This window comes from Bacteroides faecalis, from assembly GCF_003865075.1.
In the GTDB taxonomy this organism is placed as follows: domain Bacteria; phylum Bacteroidota; class Bacteroidia; order Bacteroidales; family Bacteroidaceae; genus Bacteroides; species Bacteroides faecalis.
The window spans coordinates 142,897-161,640 of the sequence record NZ_BHWB01000005.1; the positions used below are offsets into that span (position 1 = coordinate 142,897).

Consider the following 18,744-nt stretch of genomic DNA (forward strand, 5'->3'; position numbering starts at 1 on the left):
TTTCATGTTTCTACTCATTATCTAAGTTTATATTCCAGGCTAAAAACATCTTCATTTTCCAATAACAACATTCAAGGAAATAAACATAAAAGATCAACAGAACAAATATGACCGAACACATAAAGCAATTAGCATAGTCACAATTTACAACTATGATATAATTTCTTCAAAAAGAATGTATCAAATAACTACTAAATAATTTATTGATAGATATTACCCATACTTTTTGAAAGATTATACCCTATCAAGATCTATTAAAAGCTCTATACTTGCAGCGGAAAGACTATTAACAATGGTATTTTAATTCATAGAAAAATATCACTAGAATTAGTCTATCCCTAAAAAAGCTGTTTAACTTTCATTTAAATTATTACATGAGACCTATGAACATGTTTTTATTATTTATCGTTGGATTTTTATATCCACATCAAACAAATTCTTCTTATCCTTAATTCCGCAACACTATTATAAATTAAACTTTTTAAGTACCTGAGCAACAAAAAGTTGCTCAGGATTTTGCCATGTCAGAATTTTCACTTATCTTAGTGTTGCAAAAAAAACAAGAGAATCCGACGATAGACATGGCGAAGATACAAATTAAATCTGAGAGACTCACTCCTTTTGGGGGATTATTTTCAATCATGGAGCAATTTGACTCCACATTATCATCTGTAATCGACTCAACCCTCGGTCTAAGGTGTAGATCGTTCGGTTATCAGTACAGCGAAATCATCCGTTCTCTCATGAGTATCTACTTCTGTAGCGGTTCATGTATTGAGGATGTCACTACTCATTTGATGAACCACCTCTCGCTTCATCCGACACTTCGCACTTGTAGCTCTGATACTATCCTCAGGGCGATAAAGGAGTTGACGCAAGAAAACATTTCATACACATCAGATATGGGCAAGACCTACGATTTCAATACGGCTGACACTCTCAATACTTTATTGCTCAATTGTATATTTGCATCTGGCCAACTGAAAGAGGGTGAGATGTATGATGTTGATTTCGACCATCAGTTCATAGAGACAGAGAAGTATGATGCAAAGCCTACATACAAGAAGTTCCTTGGTTATCGCCCTGGCGTGGCGGTTATTGGCGATTTGATAGTCGGTATAGAGAATAGCGATGGTAACACAAATGTTCGTTTCCATCAGAAGGACACGCTGAAGAGGTTCTTTGCGAGATTTGAACAGAATGGGCTCACTATCAATCGCTTCAGAGCTGATTGTGGATCATGTTCCGAGGAAATCGTGGAGGAAATAGAAAAACACTGCAAGTCCTTCTATATCCGTGCTAACCGCTGCAGTTCGATCTACAATGACACCTTTGCTCTCAAAGGCTGGAAAACTGAGGAAATCAATGGCATTGAGTTTGAATTGAACTCTATCCTTGTTGAGAAGTGGAAAGGTAAGGCATATCGACTTGTGATTCAAAGACAGAAACGGATGGATGGTGTGCAGGATTTTTGGGAAGGAGAATACACATACCGTTGTATCCTGACTAACGACTATGATTCTTCCGTAAGAGAAATTGTCGAGTTCTATAACCTTCGTGGAGGAAAGGAACGTATCTTCGATGATATGAACAATGGTTTCGGGTGGGACAGATTGCCCAAATCCTTCATGGCAGAGAACACAGTGTTCCTTCTTCTTACAGCACTTATCCGTAACTTTTACAAGGCCATTATTCAAAGACTTGACGTAAAGAAGTTCGGGCTCAATGCAACAAGTCGCATAAAAGCGTTTGTCTTCAGGTTTATCTCTGTACCAGCCAAGTGGATCAGGACATCAAGGCGGTATGTGCTGAACATCTATACCTGTAATAATGCTTACGCAGATGTTTTCCAGACTGATTTTGGATAATGCCTACAACTTATGGGAATGATATTGTGTATTGCCTCAAGTCACATTGTGGGGTAAGGGGATATTGTAGGCAGAAGTGGGTGCTTCAAGTTCAAATTATCTGCAAATTCAGTAATGAGAGGACGTGTAAACGCAATAAGGACGTTCAAGGGCTTAGTTGCGGATTTGAGGCTTATAAACAATCCCCCTATCAATTAGAAGATAACAGTTATTTCAATTATTCAACAAAACACACACAACAATCAAAATTCATCTCGCCGCCATTGTTATGGCAAGCTTCTTGGTCCTACTCTTTGGAAGGAGTTACCATTGGTCTATTGATATCTCTAATGGCCCGCCACAGGATGCTTCATAAAAAGAAGTTACTCTCTCACGAGAAACTAGAAATTGTATTGTATCTAATTCAAAGAACTCAAACTCCGCTCTCATTAATACAAAGGTTATTAGAAGATATGGACTCCAATGAACTATCCGAATCGACATCGAAAAAAATGAAGAAGATACTCAGATACACTAATCATGTAATCAATTGTTATCAGAATATTGTTACATTGGATAAGGTAAAGGAAAAAATACATCCCGATACTTCAAATAATGAATTTGATCTATCTACCTTTATAAATACAGTCACTAATCAATGTCTTATTTATGCAAATGCACGTCAGATAGAATTAAAAATAATTAAAGACTTCAACTGTATTAAATGCCAGATTAATGAAACTGTCATGAATGCAGCTTTACAATGTCTTTTGAACAAAATAATCGATGTAACTCCTTGTAAAGGTTGCATTGAAATAACAGTATCGCAGCTAAATGATTACTGGAGTATGAAAATAACGAATTGCGCACATAATGAGATTGATAATAGAAATACAAATTCACTAAATTCCGTACCTATGCCAGTATATTGTTGTGGTAGCCTACGAAGTATTAAAAAGATAATCCATCTACATGGTGGGAAATTAAGTGGCAATAAACATGGAAAAGTAATCTGTTTTCAGATTCAAATCCCAATACACAATCTTTGTAAAATGAAGAAATACATGGTAACAGAAAAATCCGAAACAGAAAACAATGGAGCTTATCCTATTAATGCAAGCTCGGCAAAACAAATAAAATCAATCTTAAAAGCTAGTAAATTGCCACATATTTTATTGGTGATGTCGGATAAGGATTTTAGTGACTATTTACGCGAAGCACTTTCATCTTTTTATCAAGTAACTCTTTTGGAAGAGCCCGATAAAGTATATTCTTTTGCTTGTCAAAGAGGTCCCGATACTATAATTATAGACGAGATAGTCAATGGTACTTATGGAAATGATCTCTGTATCCAAATAAAATCCAATACTGAAATGTCCGATACTCCTATTGTTTTACTACTGAACAAGAACATTAGTGAAAACTATCTCACATATATCAATAGTGGAGCAGATCGATTAGAACTGCGTACAGTAAGTATTTATGCACTTCAGGCTGACATCCAAATTCTAATAAAAAAGCGGATTGCTCAACAAAACAAAATCAAAGAACTACTATCAGACACCACTTTAGCCAATCATCCTGAAGATGATATTAAAGACGATGAAAACGCTCAGTTCCTAAGAAAAGTGGAAAAGTTCCTTGAAAAGAATCTTTCGACTGAAAAATATAACGTAGATATACTAGGTTTGGATATGGGTATGAGCCGTACCGGATTTTATAACAAAATGAAGGAAATTACCGGGAAACCACCTGCAAACTATATGCTAACTTATAAGATGGCAAAAGCTAGAGCTTACTTATTGGAACAAAGCTACAGTATTGGAGAAATTTCGACTATGTTAGGTTATTGCGATGCAAAATATTTCAGTAAAAAGTTTAAGGATTTCTACCATGTTTCTCCAACAAGACTTCTCAAAAACACATTAGGATAAAAATAATAGACAAGAGGTCATTCTAGTAATCTCAGAATGACCTCTTATCTTATAAACTATAAACTTTTATACAAAATAAATATATGCAAGTGTACTTAGACTGATTACGATCCACAACAATATTCCTTGTATTAGTGGCTTGATACCAACAGCTTTCAGCACATCCAAAGAAAGAGAAGCACCAATAAAAAACATAGTAATTGTTAATGTTTTACGGGCAATTCCATTAATAGCAGCTCCCAATTCTGGAACACCATTCAATAAATAAGTATTCACTACCATAGCCAAAATAAAAAAGAAGATAAACCATGGAATACTAATTTTCTGTCCTTTGCTTTTAAAGATAAAAGAAGTAGCAAACGCCATTGGAATAATCCAAAGGGCACGAGTTAATTTAATAGTAGTTGCTACCTTCAATGCTTCTTCACCATAAGCAGCTCCTGCACCTACAACAGAGCTAGTATCATGTATAGCTATTGCTGCCCAAGTACCAAACTGATGTTCAGTCATATTTAATGCATGCCCAATCGCTGGGAAAATAAAAAGTGCAATCGCATTCAGAATAAAAATAGTACCTAATGCAACTGACATTTCACTATCTTTTGCTCTCAATACAGGACCAACTGCTGCAATAGCACTACCACCACAAATAGCAGTTCCCGAACTAATCAGATATGATGTGTTTCTATCTATTTTGAAAAGCTTACGCCCTATAAGCCATCCGATTACTAATGTACCAACCACAGATATAATAGTAAATTCCATCCCCTCTTTACCAGAAGCTAAAGCAGAATGGAGATTCATTCCGAATCCTAATCCCACTACAGAGTATTGCAATAGATATTTAGAAGTCTTCTTATTAAATTTCGGATGAGCCTGCCCGCAAGTCAATGCAAATATAAGTCCAAGGAACAAAGCAACTGGAGGAGTCACCCATGCCGACCATGCCTGCAAACCCGGAATATAATCTAAAAACAGAAAAAAAGTTAAACTGAAAAGCAGAACAACATAAATCATCTTGTTTTTTGCCTGCAATGTTTTTGTAGCCGTTAAAATCATATTTTTATCTTTAATTTGTTTCCGGGTGCAAAGGTATGGTAAATCATTCAAACCGGCTAATCGTTTCTATTTATACATTATAACTTTTAGTTATGGAGTCGATTTCTTTAGTTACGATGCCACTATATCTTTGCCAAAAGGCGTCAATGCTAACGCTGCCAACTTAAAGTGCTGCAAACCAAAAGGGATACCAATAATAGTAATACACAATATTGCCCCAAAAACCAAGTGTGAAAGACAAATCCAGATACCTCCCAGAAATATCCATAAAATATTCATCAGTATATAAAGGCAACCACCCGAACGTGCTCCACTCCTTACCTCTTTACCAAAAGGCCATAATGCAAGTCCTGCCAATTTCAGTGTTTGTATGCCAAAAGGGATACCAATAATGGTAAGCATCATCATTAAACTTGCAATAAGATATTCTATTGCAGTAAATATGCCACCGAGCAGTAGCCACAAGATATTCATTAAACAACCCATATATTTCCTTATTTTTAAAAGTTATATTCACAAAAGTTATGTAAACAAACTACAAGTTTTTACTATGATGCGATGCAAATCGCATAAATACTTGAGATAATCCTCCATCCTGCCCTTGTAACTGAACAAAATGAAATTCACGATTCATAGACATTTCTTTTATCTCAATAACACGCAAACGACCTGCAACCAGTTCTTTATGAACAGAACGAATAGAAACAATTCCCATACAATCTGTATGTTCCAGAAAAAGTTTAATACTTTCCGTACTACCAAGATACATCAGAACATTTAATGAAGAAAGTTTAAGATTATGCTGCAACAAAGCACGTTCAAATACATCCAATGTACCAGAACCTCTTTCGCGTAAAACCAACGGTATATTCAGTAAATCCTGAGGAGTTATTTCATCCGATTTTATTAATTTACTATTACTATGCACAACAGCCACCAGTTCATCTTCCAAAAAAAGCGTGTATTTCAAATTAGGCAAACGAAAAATACCTTCTACTAATCCTAAATCAATTCGATGTTCTTGCAAAGCCGTTTCTACCCCTCGAGAATTTCCATTTAAAAGAGACAGATTGATCTGTGGAAACTGAGAAATAAAATTAGCCAACAAAGGTGGAAGAACATATTGAGCAATTGTAGTACTGGCTCCTAATCTTAATTCACCGATATATTCATTATGTAATAAATGTATTTCATATTCCAGCTGTTTATAATCATCCAGGATTTTCTCACTGTGTCTCAACAACAATCTCCCCGCCTCAGTCAATAAAATTTTACTCCCCTGACGCTCAAACAAACGTGCCTGATAGAAATTCTCCAACTCCTGAATATGTTTAGTAATAGCAGGCTGACTGATAAACAATTCTTGCGAAGCTTTTGTAAAACCTTAATTCCGCAACACTATTATAAATTAAACTTTTTAAGTACCTGAGCAACAAAAAGTTGCTCAGGATTTTGCCATGTCAGAATTTTCACTTATCTTAGTGTTGCAAAAAAAACAAGAGAATCCGACGATAGACATGGCGAAGATACAAATTAAATCTGAGAGACTCACTCCTTTTGGGGGATTATTTTCAATCATGGAGCAATTTGACTCCACATTATCATCTGTAATCGACTCAACCCTCGGTCTAAGGTGTAGATCGTTCGGTTATCAGTACAGCGAAATCATCCGTTCTCTCATGAGTATCTACTTCTGTAGCGGTTCATGTATTGAGGATGTCACTACTCATTTGATGAACCACCTCTCGCTTCATCCGACACTTCGCACTTGTAGCTCTGATACTATCCTCAGGGCGATAAAGGAGTTGACGCAAGAAAACATTTCATACACATCAGATATGGGCAAGACCTACGATTTCAATACGGCTGACACTCTCAATACTTTATTGCTCAATTGTATATTTGCATCTGGCCAACTGAAAGAGGGTGAGATGTATGATGTTGATTTCGACCATCAGTTCATAGAGACAGAGAAGTATGATGCAAAGCCTACATACAAGAAGTTCCTTGGTTATCGCCCTGGCGTGGCGGTTATTGGCGATTTGATAGTCGGTATAGAGAATAGCGATGGTAACACAAATGTTCGTTTCCATCAGAAGGACACGCTGAAGAGGTTCTTTGCGAGATTTGAACAGAATGGGCTCACTATCAATCGCTTCAGAGCTGATTGTGGATCATGTTCCGAGGAAATCGTGGAGGAAATAGAAAAACACTGCAAGTCCTTCTATATCCGTGCTAACCGCTGCAGTTCGATCTACAATGACACCTTTGCTCTCAAAGGCTGGAAAACTGAGGAAATCAATGGCATTGAGTTTGAATTGAACTCTATCCTTGTTGAGAAGTGGAAAGGTAAGGCATATCGACTTGTGATTCAAAGACAGAAACGGATGGATGGTGTGCAGGATTTTTGGGAAGGAGAATACACATACCGTTGTATCCTGACTAACGACTATGATTCTTCCGTAAGAGAAATTGTCGAGTTCTATAACCTTCGTGGAGGAAAGGAACGTATCTTCGATGATATGAACAATGGTTTCGGGTGGGACAGATTGCCCAAATCCTTCATGGCAGAGAACACAGTGTTCCTTCTTCTTACAGCACTTATCCGTAACTTTTACAAGGCCATTATTCAAAGACTTGACGTAAAGAAGTTCGGGCTCAATGCAACAAGTCGCATAAAAGCGTTTGTCTTCAGGTTTATCTCTGTACCAGCCAAGTGGATCAGGACATCAAGGCGGTATGTGCTGAACATCTATACCTGTAATAATGCTTACGCAGATGTTTTCCAGACTGATTTTGGATAATGCCTACAACTTATGGGAATGATATTGTGTATTGCCTCAAGTCACATTGTGGGGTAAGGGGATATTGTAGGCAGAAGTGGGTGCTTCAAGTTCAAATTATCTGCAAATTCAGTAATGAGAGGACGTGTAAACGCAATAAGGACGTTCAAGGGCTTAGTTGCGGATTTGAGGTAAAACTCAAATTCTTCGCAACACTCTGAAACACTTTTAAACGAAAATCAGACATTGAGCTAACTATTTTAATTGTTCAAAATTTAGCTGAAACCAACTATTGTAACTCGTCAGCTCTAATACCTAATGCTTGCATAACAGGAAAAGCCAACATATCCCACTTATACTCTACAGGTATTTGCGGTTCATTCATTCGAAATTGGATAACCTCTTTCTCCTTTACTTCACTTAAAATCGTTGTAACCTTATCCCCATACTCTTCATTGAAAGAGATAATAATCATCTTCTTCACATCCGCCGAATCAGAAATAATAGACAACAGATCCAGAAATAAATCTTCTCTGGAAACCATTCCTTCCGAAGGAACACTAGCAAACAAATATTCTCCGAATGGACTCTGGAATGCAACTCCATTCAATTCATTCTTCAGGTCAGAAGGTTGGCAATTTTGCAGTTTATTAGAGTCCTTATCATAAACAAAAAGAAATTGCACCTCATTCTTTCCTTCAACAATTCCCGCGTCCAAAGTCAGATAAGTGGTTAGCATCGAAAGATCAATATCTTGCAAAGTACGTTGCAAAGTCTCTTCAAAATATCCTTTCATATCAGTAATCACAAAATTCAAAAAAGCAGTATCGATCAATACTACTGTTTCCGAAAGCTTTATTTGAGATTTATCAGTCATATACATTATTATATTGATACAGCGGATAAAGATACTACATTACTTTTATTTATAAGCCTTACAAGATTCATTTTCTTTCATTAAATAACGTGTTTCCCCAGATGTACATCCGAGGACAAATAGTTATTAGAAAACATTGAAAGATATTAATAACATCTTGTAGTAAATTCGTCAGTATCATCCCGTTAAAAGAAGTCATTTTGTCTTTAAACTTCTAATAACAAATGAAATTCTGTCGTATTTTCCTACTTGGCAAATCTTTTGAGCCCTTTAAGGTGTTATTAGAAAGATGAAAAAGAAAGGAGAACAACGATATGAATTTTAACAATTTTACCATCAAATCTCAAGAAGCAGTTCAAGAAGCTGTAAACCTGGTGCAAAGTCGGGGACAACAGGCCATTGAACCTGTTCATCTCATGTATGGAGTGATGAAAGTAGGCGAAAATGTCACAAACTTTATCTTCCAAAAACTGGGGATGAACGGACAACAGGTAACTTTAGTAGTAGACAAACAAATTGATTCACTACCTAAAGTATCCGGTGGAGAGCCATACCTCAGTCGTGAGTCTAACGAAGTGTTACAGAAAGCAACACAGTATTCCAAAGAAATGGGTGATGAATTCGTTTCATTGGAACACATTTTAATGGCCTTGCTAAAAGTAAAAAGTACCGTCTCCACCATCCTGAAAGATGCAGGAATGACGGAAAACGAACTTCGTAATGCTATCAATGAACTGAGAAAAGGGGAAAAAGTGACTTCTCAATCAAGTGAGGATACTTATCAATCACTGGAAAAGTATGCTATAAATCTGAATGAAGCCGCTCGTAGCGGTAAATTAGATCCAGTAATTGGTCGTGACGAAGAGATACGTCGTGTGCTTCAAATATTGAGCCGACGTACCAAAAACAATCCGATTCTGATTGGTGAACCGGGTACGGGTAAAACTGCAATTGTAGAAGGATTAGCACACCGAATCCTTCGGGGTGATGTCCCTGAAAACCTGAAAAACAAACAAGTTTATTCATTGGATATGGGAGCGTTAGTAGCAGGTGCCAAGTATAAAGGTGAATTTGAAGAACGACTGAAATCAGTAGTCAATGAAGTCAAAAAATCAGAAGGAGATATCATTCTGTTCATTGATGAGATTCACACATTGGTAGGTGCAGGCAAAGGTGAAGGAGCAATGGATGCTGCAAATATATTAAAACCAGCTTTAGCACGTGGGGAACTGCGTTCTATCGGTGCAACCACTCTGGATGAATACCAGAAATATTTCGAAAAAGATAAAGCTTTGGAACGTCGTTTCCAGATTGTACAAGTAGACGAGCCAGATAATTTAAGTACAATTTCCATCCTGCGTGGTTTAAAAGAACGTTACGAAAACCACCATCAGGTTCGTATCAAAGACGATGCTATCATCGCAGCTGTAGAACTGAGTAGCCGTTATATTACAGATCGTTTCTTGCCGGATAAAGCTATCGATTTGATGGATGAAGCAGCAGCTAAATTACGTATGGAAGTAAATTCCGTTCCGGAAGATTTGGATGAGATTTCACGTAAAATCAAGCAATTGGAAATCGAACGCGAAGCCATCAAACGAGAAAATGACAAGCCTAAACTTGAAATTATCGGCAAGGAATTGGCAGAGCTAAAAGAACTGGAAAAATCTCAAAAAGCAAAATGGCAGAGTGAAAAGACTTTAATGGATAAGATTCAGCAGAATAAGATTCAAATTGAGAATATGAAATTCGAAGCGGATAAGGCTGAACGCGAAGGTGATTATGGAAAAGTAGCTGAGATTCGTTATGGTAAACTTCAGGAGCTAAACAAAGAAATAGAGGATACTCAGAAAAAGTTACACGATATGCAAGGTGACAAAGCAATGATTAAGGAAGAAGTAGATGCCGAAGACATTGCTGACGTTGTTTCACGTTGGACGGGTATTCCTGTTAGCAAGATGATGCAAAGCGAAAAAGACAAATTGCTACATCTGGAAGAAGAACTTCACCAACGGGTAATCGGTCAGGATGAAGCCATTGAAGCCGTTGCAGATGCAGTACGTCGAAGTCGTGCAGGATTGCAGGATCCAAAACGCCCAATCGGTTCGTTCATCTTCCTCGGTACAACAGGTGTTGGTAAAACAGAGCTTGCTAAAGCGTTGGCGGAATTCTTGTTTGACGACGAGTCTATGATGACTCGAATTGATATGAGCGAGTATCAGGAGAAACATAGTGTTTCACGTCTGGTTGGAGCGCCTCCGGGATACGTTGGGTATGATGAAGGTGGTCAACTGACTGAAGCAATTCGTAGAAAACCTTACTCAGTTGTTCTATTTGATGAAATCGAAAAAGCACATCCGGATGTATTCAACATTCTCTTGCAAGTGTTAGATGACGGACGTTTGACTGACAATAAAGGTAGAGTTGTTAATTTCAAGAATACCATCATTATCATGACTTCAAATATGGGAAGTTCCTATATACAAAGTCAGATGGAAAAATTGAATGGAGAAAATAAAGAAGAAGTAATCGAGGAAACAAAGAAGGAAGTGATGAATATGTTGAAAAAGACTATTCGCCCGGAATTCTTAAACCGTATCGACGAAACTATTATGTTTTTACCACTAACAGAGCCAGAAATCAAGCAAATTGTACTTCTCCAAATCAAGAGTGTACAGAAGATGCTTGCCGAAAATGGAGTAGAACTTCAAATGACAGACACCGCTCTAGACTTCTTGTCTAAAGTTGGTTATGACCCGGAATTTGGTGCCCGTCCGGTCAAAAGAGCTATTCAACGCTACTTACTGAACGACTTGTCAAAGAAATTATTGTCTCAGGAAGTAGATCGCAGCAAAGCAATCATCGTTGATGCGAGTGGCGACGGACTAGTGTTTCGAAACTAAGATTTATCTGACATCATAAAAATAGCCGGTATACCCTTCAGAGGTATATCGGCATTTTTATATATTCGAATATACAATTCTTCTAACTTCCGGTTGGCAATTAGGATGACTCATAACCAAAACATACGTATCCTTTTTGGGAATAGTTAAGGTAACAGAAGGCATGGTAAACTTACATTTACCACATAATTCCCCTTGTGAGTCATACAAAAACAGCATTGTATCCACTAACAAGCCACTCACATATAAAGTCTCATTATCAAGTGAGACACTTGCCCTTTATTCGTAATTGTTTGCATACTCTGTATCTTACCTTCCAGTTCCCTTTGAAGGCCTTTATTATAAAAAAGCGTGGGAACTGCTGTCATTATCATACTTGAGGCTCTGGACTGCCGCTATTCAAATAATGTACAACAGCCCACGCTCAACACTATATATTTGCATATACAGCAGAGCATGAGCGTCTGTCTCATTATTCCTGAATAGCATGAAATTGTCCAGATTCCAAGTATAGAATAATATTCCAAAAACGCTTTTATTCTTTATTCTTATCTTTATCCACCACCAACGCTTCGGCAAGAATGAACACAACAAAGATAAATAAAAACAGTGGTTCTGACTAGAGAAACCTGAAAATATTCATGCAAAGACAAGATTATCAGAAGAACAGCAGAAGGAACGTTTTGTTTGAAAACACATCTTTAAAAAAGTAAAGGGTGATAAGCATTTCACATGCTTATCACCCTTTTACTTTTTATTTATATTTAGCAGATTACTCTGCCGCAACTTCTTCTTTCTCAGCCTCTGTTTCTGCCTTGAATTCTGTGATCCCGTTTGATATCAAAAGATTGTACCAAGAAATCAGTTTTTTGATATCAGCTATGTGCACTCGATCACGATCAAAGTCAGGCAATACTTCTGCCATATATTCGCGCAACTGTTCCGAAGTAGCTTTCTTTGGATCAATAGCAGCAATCGCAGCATTCTCTTTTGTTTTCATAGAATCCAATACATTGCACAACGGTACTTCTGCATCATCAGTGTACATTGCTATATCTGCCAAAGAAATAATTTTCTCATTACCATAAGCGGGAAAACGTTTCTTATCAGCACTGATTGATTCTACAATCAACATATTTTTTCCTTGCGAAATAAGTTTGTACAATCCCGGTTTTCCGGAGATAGACAAGATAGTCTTCAACATAGTATATATTCTTTTGTTTATTAATTATTTTTTTGCGAAGCAAAGGTAATGATTATTTTTAGAAAGCAAAGAAATAAGTTCTAAAACCTGCGGGATTAAAGGCGTTTCACCATCATTCAGAATTACAAAATCAGCTTGTTCCCGCTTGGATTCATCACTCATTTGCGACTCAATGCGTTTCATTATCAACTCTTTTGAAGAACAGTCACGTTTAATTGCACGTTCTATTCTTGTTTCTAAAGGTGCATATACCATTACCAGAAAATCCACTTCATCTCCAAAGCCGGCTTCCACAAGTATGGCAGACTCCATACCTACAATTTTATCTGCACCAAAGCAAGCACTCCATTGCTGAAAATCTTCTTTTACCCTGGGATGTATAATCTCATTCACTTCCTTTATACGTTTTGGATGACCAAACATATAAGTTGCCAACAAAGAACGGTTTAATTCTCCTTTTTGATAAATTTCTTGTCCTACTAACATACAAAGTTCACGACGAACGGTCTCATTAGCAAGAGTAATACGCTTTGCTTCCACATCAGAAATATAAACGGGAATTCCCATTATTTCTAACAATCTGGAAACCACACTTTTTCCACTACCGATACCACCGGTAATACCAATCTTAATTGCCATCAGTAGAAACTTGTTCGATCAAAAAATCAACTTGTTCGGGCACAATACGTATCTGACTGATTCCACGAGGAAAAGACTTCAACTTAACTGTATATTTATCCGAACCTAATTTTAGTAGTTCTTCATAGGAGACATTTATCACAAAATCGCTTTCTTTTACACTCAAAAAACGCTTCATGCCTACTTTGAAAGTAATCTGAACTTTAGAAGGAAAAGCCCTTAGCACTTTATCTGCTGGGAAATTAATTCCATGTAATGGGACTTCTACTGTTTTTTCGGTATAAATATCCACAGGAAAAGTCAACTCAACCATACTAGGAACAAACTTCACCCCTCTCACTGAAGCTAAAGCTACTTGCTGTCTAATCGTATCTGATATATTTTCCAGATCTACACCGCGAATATAGGCAGCCGTCACTGTATCCAATATTGCCGCCGGAGCATAAGCTAATACAGAATCGGGACTACAAATCGTATCAGATACATAATATTGAAGACCAGCCGTCACATTTCCTTGAAAACGCACTGGAACTACTTTAGATTTACCCGTTGAATAAATATAATCCAATGTATCAGGTTTCACTGAAAGGACTTTAGAAGACACACTTAATTGACTAAAAATCTTTTTCTCAAACTCTGCTGCCGGAATCTTCACATGATTATCCTTTCCTTTATAATCAGCAAAGTTCAAATTTACAGGAAAGAAACTTTTCCCTAACATATAATTTAAAAGTACAGTTCCTTTATCCTTCACCCGAACACGAAGTTCGGAAGGAGGCTCCGAAGTTAGCACCACATTGTTGGGAATGTCTTTTATCCGAACTGGAATTGAGAATTCTGCTTCATAATCATTATTCAATGTTTGAAGCAACCAGAACCCACCGGCTATCAGGAAGAAAAACAAAAAAATTAAGAACTCCCTACTCTTATCACTAAGCAGGAAATCCTTAATTCTCTTAGATTGTTTTAAATATGTATATCGTATTTTCCTACGATCTAACATAGACATTTATTTACGAATCTTTATTTAGGCTGAGCAGCCGAAGCATCAGCAAAAATAGAATTCTTATCTATTTTAATCTTTACGCTAGGAGCAATTTCAAGGACTACATGATCATCATTAATCTCTTTAATTGTTCCATGGATGCCACCAGCAGTAATCACTTGCTGATTTACCTGAAGAGATTTACGGAAGTTAGCTATTTCTTTCTGCTTCTTATTTTGAGGACGGATCATAAAGAAATACATGATAACAAACATTGCTATTAACATGATCCACATCATACTTCCACCTCCTGCCGCAGCTGGAGCTTGCATAAATACAGTCAATAAATTCATAAATAATCAGTTTTTTAGTTTCTATTATATGGACAAAGGTATTAGTTTTTACTCAACTTACCTTCTTTTTTTAATTGATTAACTATTCCATCAAGAGTGCCATTGATAAAACTACCGCTCTTCGCTGTACTATACAACTTTGCAATCTCTACATATTCATTTAACGAAACACTGACCGGAATGTTCGGAAAACTTAAAATTTCTGCTAAAGCAGTCTGCATAATGATGATATCCATAAATGCAATACGATCCAAATCCCAGTTCTTTGTATTTTCGCTAATAAGATGGCGGTAATAATCTGAATTCAAAACGGTACGACGGAATAAACGACGTGCAAATTCCTGGTCTTCGTCATCCTTAAATTCAGGAAGTAATTCCTGGTTAGCTCCCCTCTTCTCTTCAAATCGTTTAATTGTTTTCAAAACAAATGTGTCTACTATTTCTTTATCATCATTCCAATAGAGACTCTGGTCCTCCAAAACCTGATCGAGAGATTCATTATTAAATATATATGTCTTATAAAGCTTTCTCCACAATTCACGATCACCTTCGTAAGATTTATCATCAGATGCCATATAATCCTTATATATATCGGATTCTACAATCTTCTCGTAAAGCTCTTTGATGAAATCCTGATCATTAGCCCAAGTTCTTTTCTGATTGGCAATAAATTCCGTTAATTGTTTATTTACTTCCAATTGTGAAATAAACTTGTTTTCTACAAACTTCATGTTAGGATACAACTCTTCTCTAGTAGGTGCAAGTTTTGCTTTTGCCGTATCGATACGTTTTTGTGCATACTCTGTTAATGCTATCATCAGCATTAGCAAATAGTTGTAAAGGTCATACGCCTTTGAAAGACTAAAGAATAACTCTTTCTCCGCTGAGTCTAGATTTTTACTGCCGTTCTGATAATAGGCATACACGATCTGTATAATCTTAAGACGAATAAGAACTCTGTTGATCATAATTCTAATTAATACTGTTATTATCGAACTGCAAAAGTAGATATTTTTAATGAGTTTCCACTAATAAATCACATTTTTTAATGCAGTATTTCATTCTCTGCTCTTTTTCTTTTGACAGTTTAAAAAAAATATCCAATTTTGAAGCCGATTATAAACGGACAGAAAGATATGGAAGAATTAAAAAAGAAAATGGGTGTAGACATGAATGATAAGGAGATCGTTTTCTCCAAATCTATTAAAGCAGGTAAACGCATTTACTATCTCGACGTAAAGAAAAACCGTAAAGACGAGATGTTTCTGGCTATCACAGAAAGTAAAAAAGTGGTAATGGGAGAAGGGGATGATTCCCAGGTTAGTTTTGAGAAGCACAAAATCTTCTTGTACAAGGAGGATTTTGAAAAGTTCACATTAGGATTGACACAAGCTATTGACTTCATTAATCTTCATCAGACTAGTGATCCTGATTGTTTATTGAATGAATCGGAACAACAAGATATTCTTTTGGAAGAGGTGAAAGAGGAGAAACTGGACAATGAAATTAAGATTGATATTGACTTTTAAGTAAGTAACTCTTTGATATTTCAAAAAGAAATCGTACTTTTGCACCGCTTTTTTGCAACATCGTGTGATAATCCACATCGTGTGATGGTGAATTAAGCAAACTAACTTAATTTAGAGTAACACAATTTTTTAAAGAAATGAAATCAATTGAAGTAAAAGGAACTGCAAGAACAATTGCAGAACGCTCTTCAGAACAAGCAAGAGCTTTGAAAGAAATTCGCAGTAATGGTGGTGTACCTTGTGTACTTTACGGAGGTAATGAAGTTATTCACTTTACAGTAACTAGCGATAATCTTCGTAACTTGGTTTACACTCCGCATATCTACGTAGTAGACTTGGTTATCGATGGCAAAAAAGTAAACGCTATTATGAAAGATATCCAATTCCATCCAGTAAAGGATACTATCCTGCATGTAGACTTCTATCAAATCAACGAAGCTAAACCTATCGTTATGGAAGTTCCTGTACAATTGGAAGGTCTTGCAGAAGGTGTGAAAGCCGGTGGTAAATTGGCTTTGCAGATGCGCAAGATCAAAGTGAAAGCTTTATACAACATTATCCCTGAAAAACTTACTATCAACGTTTCTCACCTGGGCTTAGGTAAAACAGTGAAAGTTGGTGAATTAAGCTTTGAAGGTCTTGAACTGATCAGCGCTAAAGAAGCTGTTGTATGTGCAGTTAAATTAACTCGTGCAGCAAGAGGTGCAGCTGCTACAGCAGGCAAGTAATTTGAGATTATCCCTATAACAGAGATATACCGAAACGCAGATTAATGCAGATTAAAGCAGATGTTCAGTCTGCATTAGTTTGTGTTAATCTGCGTTTCTCTTTTATATTTAAGAAACATTTTCTTTAGAAAAAGTAATGATAAAATATCTAATTGTAGGTTTAGGAAACATTGGTCCCGAATATCATGAAACCCGACACAATATCGGATTCATGACAGTAGATACACTGGCTAAAATCAACAATGCTCCTCCTTTTATTGATAGACGTTATGGTTTTACTACAAGTTTCTCCGTTAAAGGTCGCCAATTAATCCTCCTTAAGCCTTCAACCTTCATGAACCTAAGTGGATTAGCCTTACGCTATTGGATGCAGAAAGAAAACATTCCATTGGAGAATGTGTTGGTAATAGTGGACGATTTAGCGCTGCCCTTCGGAACCCTACGTTTAAAAGGAAAAGGAAGCGATGCAGGACACAATGGACTGAAACACATTGCAGCAACTTTGGGCACACAAGATTATGCTCGTCTGCGTTTTGGTATCGGAAATGATTTTCCTCGGGGAGGACAAGTAGATTATGTACTCGGACATTTTACCGATGACGATTGGAAAATAATGAATGAACGTTTAGAAACAGCAGGAGAGATTATCAAAAGTTTCTGCCTTGCCGGTATTGATATTACAATGAACCAGTTCAACAAGAAATAATCGTCTGATTTATTAATAAACTTTTAATTTTGCAATTAACATTATGGCTGAAGCAAGAATAGATAAATGGATGTGGGCTGTACGAATCTTCAAGACACGCACAATTGCAGCTGAAGCCTGCAAGAAAGGTCGCGTCACCATGAACGGTTCACAAATAAAAGCAGCCCGAATGGTAAAGCCCGGTGATGTGATACAAGTAAAAAAGCCACCTATCACTTATTCTTTCAAAGTTTTACAAACCATCGAGAAACGCGTCGGTGCAAAGCTTGTACCAGAAATGATGGAGAATGTAACAACTCCCGATCAATATGAATTGTTAGAGATGAGTAAAATAAGCGGATTTATAGATCGTGCACATGGAACGGGGCGTCCTACTAAAAAAGATCGTCGAAACCTGGAAGAATTCACGACTCCGGAATTTATGGACGACTTCGATTTTGAATTTGATTTTGATAGCGAAGATTAAAGTCTCTCTACGAATCGACTTCCGAGATGAGATAATGATCAGAAACTTTTTACTTATCAAAGATCCACAAAATAAAAAAGAAGATGGCAAAAGTAAATTTTGCCATTCTTATGATTCTCTCAAAAAGAGATAGATTATATAGATAAATATATCATCACAAGTATTGAACTTACCAATAAAGTCTCTATCTATCCATATAAACCATATATGGAATATAATATATTGAAGGAAATTGACCTGTTGTTTACCTCCTTCACTATCAAATCAAGATTATAAATTAGCTTTCAAAGTATCAATTAATACCTGATACTCAGCATCTGTCAAATAAACCTTTCTCGGATTCATTTGAAATGTACTTCCGTAATCCGGTTTGTCTATATACTTTGGAACTAAATGAAAATGCAGATGAGACAACTTATCAGAGTAAGCACCATAATTTATTTTTTCCGGTTGGAAAGCCTTCTGTATAGCTCGAGTTACACGAACTACATCTGCCATAAAAGCATTACGTTCTTCATCACTCAATTCATTTAAATCGTTCACATGATCTTTGTAAGCAACAAGACAACGTCCACGATAGGTTTGTTCTTTAAATAAAAACACCCGTGACACATTCAACTGTGCAATCTCAATCATTAGATTATGCAACGTTTCGTTGTTCTGGCAATACAGACATTCTTTCGGATCGCTTTTCATAATATTATTATTTTATGTTTCGGTAAATAAATAAA

17 protein-coding genes and 3 pseudogenes are annotated in these 18,744 nt (G+C 36.6%); 9 read left to right on the forward strand and 11 right to left on the reverse strand.

Annotation, left to right across the window (positions count from 1 at the left end):
• Positions 1-581: 581 nt before the first annotated feature.
• From EJF25_RS10610 to EJF25_RS10620, 3 genes and pseudogenes are all read left to right on the forward strand, one after another.
• The gene (locus EJF25_RS10610) at positions 582-1,868 is read left to right on the forward strand and encodes an IS1380-like element ISBf12 family transposase (RefSeq protein ID WP_009040242.1); all 1,287 of its coding nucleotides are present in this window, start codon (positions 582-584) and stop codon (positions 1,866-1,868) included.
• A gap of 12 nt (positions 1,869-1,880) precedes the next feature.
• Positions 1,881-2,066 (forward strand): annotated as a pseudogene (locus EJF25_RS25625) (hypothetical protein).
• A 353-nt stretch (positions 2,067-2,419) separates the two neighbouring features.
• Positions 2,420-3,781 (forward strand): helix-turn-helix domain-containing protein, encoded by a 1,362-nt coding sequence (locus EJF25_RS10620; protein ID WP_160119401.1) that lies wholly within the window; start codon positions 2,420-2,422, stop codon positions 3,779-3,781.
• 66 nt (positions 3,782-3,847) lie between these two features.
• Here the strand turns inward: EJF25_RS10620 and EJF25_RS10625 are convergent, their stop codons facing one another.
• The 3 genes and pseudogenes from EJF25_RS10625 to EJF25_RS10635 form a co-directional block, all read right to left on the reverse strand.
• Entirely contained in the window at positions 3,848-4,840 is a 993-nt protein-coding gene (locus EJF25_RS10625) for a YeiH family protein (protein WP_125041112.1), read from the reverse strand.
• Positions 4,841-4,951: 111 nt separating this feature from the next.
• Positions 4,952-5,326: a YccF domain-containing protein gene (locus tag EJF25_RS10630; protein WP_125041113.1), complete on the reverse strand. Its 375-nt coding sequence runs from the start codon at positions 5,324-5,326 to the stop codon at positions 4,952-4,954.
• A gap of 49 nt (positions 5,327-5,375) precedes the next feature.
• A pseudogene (locus tag EJF25_RS10635) lies at positions 5,376-6,221 on the reverse strand (LysR substrate-binding domain-containing protein); the annotation flags it as partial.
• Between the two features lie 136 nt (positions 6,222-6,357).
• Between EJF25_RS10635 and EJF25_RS10640 the strand changes: the two are divergent.
• Positions 6,358-7,644: an IS1380-like element ISBf12 family transposase gene (locus EJF25_RS10640; protein ID WP_009040242.1), complete on the forward strand. Its 1,287-nt coding sequence runs from the start codon at positions 6,358-6,360 to the stop codon at positions 7,642-7,644.
• Between the two features lie 268 nt (positions 7,645-7,912).
• Here the strand turns inward: EJF25_RS10640 and EJF25_RS10645 are convergent, their stop codons facing one another.
• The gene (locus tag EJF25_RS10645; protein ID WP_125041115.1) at positions 7,913-8,500 is read right to left on the reverse strand and encodes a DUF6621 family protein; all 588 of its coding nucleotides are present in this window, start codon (positions 8,498-8,500) and stop codon (positions 7,913-7,915) included.
• A gap of 314 nt (positions 8,501-8,814) precedes the next feature.
• Between EJF25_RS10645 and clpB the strand changes: the two genes are divergently transcribed.
• Positions 8,815-11,403 carry an ATP-dependent chaperone ClpB gene (gene clpB, locus EJF25_RS10650; protein ID WP_125041116.1) on the forward strand — a complete coding sequence of 863 codons (2,589 nt, stop codon included), beginning with the start codon at positions 8,815-8,817 and terminating at the stop codon, positions 11,401-11,403.
• A gap of 57 nt (positions 11,404-11,460) precedes the next feature.
• On the opposite strand, the pseudogene EJF25_RS25630 reads toward clpB, so the two are convergent.
• From EJF25_RS25630 to nusB, 6 genes and pseudogenes are all read right to left on the reverse strand, one after another.
• A pseudogene (locus EJF25_RS25630) lies at positions 11,461-11,702 on the reverse strand (hypothetical protein).
• Positions 11,703-12,175: 473 nt separating this feature from the next.
• Positions 12,176-12,607 (reverse strand): DUF5606 family protein, encoded by a 432-nt coding sequence (locus EJF25_RS10660; RefSeq protein ID WP_125041117.1) that lies wholly within the window; start codon positions 12,605-12,607, stop codon positions 12,176-12,178.
• A 24-nt stretch (positions 12,608-12,631) separates the two neighbouring features.
• Entirely contained in the window at positions 12,632-13,246 is a 615-nt protein-coding gene (coaE, locus tag EJF25_RS10665) for a dephospho-CoA kinase (protein WP_125041118.1), read from the reverse strand.
• Positions 13,236-14,249 carry a CdaR family protein gene (locus EJF25_RS10670; protein ID WP_125041119.1) on the reverse strand — a complete coding sequence of 338 codons (1,014 nt, stop codon included), beginning with the start codon at positions 14,247-14,249 and terminating at the stop codon, positions 13,236-13,238. Before EJF25_RS10670 ends, coaE begins: the two co-directional genes overlap by 11 nt.
• A 20-nt stretch (positions 14,250-14,269) precedes the next feature.
• Entirely contained in the window at positions 14,270-14,584 is a 315-nt protein-coding gene (gene yajC / locus EJF25_RS10675) for a preprotein translocase subunit YajC (RefSeq protein ID WP_125041120.1), read from the reverse strand.
• 41 nt (positions 14,585-14,625) lie between these two features.
• The gene (gene nusB / locus EJF25_RS10680) at positions 14,626-15,552 is read right to left on the reverse strand and encodes a transcription antitermination factor NusB (protein ID WP_125041121.1); all 927 of its coding nucleotides are present in this window, start codon (positions 15,550-15,552) and stop codon (positions 14,626-14,628) included.
• A 168-nt stretch (positions 15,553-15,720) separates the two neighbouring features.
• Here nusB and EJF25_RS10685 point away from each other — a divergent pair, with 168 nt between their 5' ends.
• The 4 genes from EJF25_RS10685 (at position 15,721) to EJF25_RS10700 (ending at position 18,013) form a co-directional block, all read left to right on the forward strand.
• A complete protein-coding gene (locus tag EJF25_RS10685; RefSeq protein ID WP_125041122.1) occupies positions 15,721-16,113 on the forward strand; it encodes a PUR family DNA/RNA-binding protein in 393 nt (130 codons plus the stop codon).
• Between the two features lie 137 nt (positions 16,114-16,250).
• Positions 16,251-16,841 (forward strand): 50S ribosomal protein L25/general stress protein Ctc, encoded by a 591-nt coding sequence (locus EJF25_RS10690; protein ID WP_125041123.1) that lies wholly within the window; start codon positions 16,251-16,253, stop codon positions 16,839-16,841.
• A 139-nt stretch (positions 16,842-16,980) separates the two neighbouring features.
• Positions 16,981-17,547, forward strand: coding sequence for an aminoacyl-tRNA hydrolase (pth, locus tag EJF25_RS10695; protein ID WP_125041251.1), 567 nt, complete (start codon positions 16,981-16,983; stop codon positions 17,545-17,547).
• 43 nt (positions 17,548-17,590) lie between these two features.
• A complete protein-coding gene (locus EJF25_RS10700; protein WP_125041124.1) occupies positions 17,591-18,013 on the forward strand; it encodes an RNA-binding S4 domain-containing protein in 423 nt (140 codons plus the stop codon).
• Between the two features lie 270 nt (positions 18,014-18,283).
• Here the strand turns inward: EJF25_RS10700 and EJF25_RS10705 are convergent, their stop codons facing one another.
• Positions 18,284-18,709 carry an HIT family protein gene (locus EJF25_RS10705; protein WP_125041125.1) on the reverse strand — a complete coding sequence of 142 codons (426 nt, stop codon included), beginning with the start codon at positions 18,707-18,709 and terminating at the stop codon, positions 18,284-18,286.
• Between the last annotated feature and the right edge of the window lie 35 nt (positions 18,710-18,744).